General features: G+C 36.2%; 2 protein-coding genes. Both read left to right on the top strand.

Annotated elements, in window-relative coordinates:
• Nucleotides 1-470: 470 nt before the first annotated feature.
• Nucleotides 471-944, top strand: coding sequence for a transcription elongation factor GreA (greA, locus tag AC1DPQ_RS27965; RefSeq protein WP_029276724.1), 474 nt, complete (start codon nt 471-473; stop codon nt 942-944).
• 92 nt (nt 945-1,036) lie between these two features.
• A partial coding sequence (locus tag AC1DPQ_RS27960; protein ID WP_477611600.1) for an HIT family protein occupies nt 1,037-1,316 on the top strand: 280 nt, incomplete at its 3' end.

Raw genomic sequence — 1,316 nt, 5'->3', positions numbered from 1 at the left:
TGCCAATAGTTAGGGCCAGGTTTTCCATTCGTGGCACGGGTGCCCTTAGCATATGCTGCTTTTATATTTCTGGGCATATAAAGTTCTTGGGCGGAAACGGTATAACCACCCAAACAAATGAGTAGGACAATAGATAATAACTTTTTCATTTTTACGAATAATTTTAGCTAAAAATAGAATTAATGGTTGAATTTTGGATAAGTGTATAAATGAATGTTACCATTGTGGTGATTCTGACATATAATTATAATAAGGAACGAATGTGTTTGTCTTTATTTTAAAGCGTAATTAATGCTTCAAATTGACCTTGAGCGTCACAAAAGGTTAAAATATTGGTCGCTTCTTAATTTTTTATTTGCTTTTGTAATTTCCACATTTTATCTTCGTTATAATTGAAGCAAGACTATGTAGCAAACCAACTATATAGTCTTGTTTGTTTTTTATAGCGTTTGAATAAAATTAATAGAGCAATGACAGAGGTAACATACTACACCCAAGAGGGGTTAGATAAATTAAAAGAGGAAGTTCATTATTTAACAACCACCGGTCGTCAGCTAATATCTAAAGCAATTGCAGAAGCAAGGGATAAAGGTGATTTATCGGAGAATGCAGAATACGATGCTGCTAAAGAAGCGCAAGGTTTGCATGAAGCAAAAATTTCAAAATTAAAGAATACGTTGGCAAACGCACGTTTAATTGATGAGTCTAAATTAGATTTATCGAAAGTACTTGCTTTATCGATTGTTAAAATAAAGAATGTTAAAAACGGTGCTACCATGACTTACCAGTTGGTAGCTGAAACAGAAGCAGATTTAAAAACAGGAAAAATTTCTGTTAAATCGCCAATTGCACAAGGTTTGTTAGGTAAATCGGTAGGCGAATTCGCCGAAATCGAAGTGCCGGCAGGTAAAATGCAGTTCGAAGTGCTAGAAATTTCTAGATAAGCGGATAGTGTTTGGCGATGAGCGTTTAATCGCCTACCGCCAAACGCTTGACCCTAACCGCCCAGCCCCTACACCTTTTAACCTTCCACCTTATGACTATCTTTTCAAAAATTGTTGCAGGCGAAATCAGTGCACACGTTGTTGCTGAAACTGTAGAATATTTAGCGTTTTTAGATGTTCAGCCTTTAACGGCGGGGCATGTTTTGGTTATTCCGAAAATTGAAACCGATTATATCTTTGATATGGATGAAGATCTGTATGTTGGCCTTTGGATGTTCGCTAAAATTGTAGCTAAAGGTGTAAAAATAGCTTTCCCTTGCAAAAAAGTGGGTGTTTCGGTTATCGGATTGGAAGTTCCACATGCTCATATTC

The organism is Pedobacter sp. 01T416_2 (genome assembly GCF_056398925.1).
The sequence above is the reverse complement of the archived record's forward strand: the minus strand, read 5'-3'. Positions and strand labels throughout refer to the sequence as shown.

Bases quoted from the DNA above. Each gene is read 5' to 3' on its own strand.
- greA (WP_029276724.1), top strand. From the start codon at position 471: ATGACAGAGGTAACATACTACACCCAAGAGGGGTTAGATAAATTAAAA.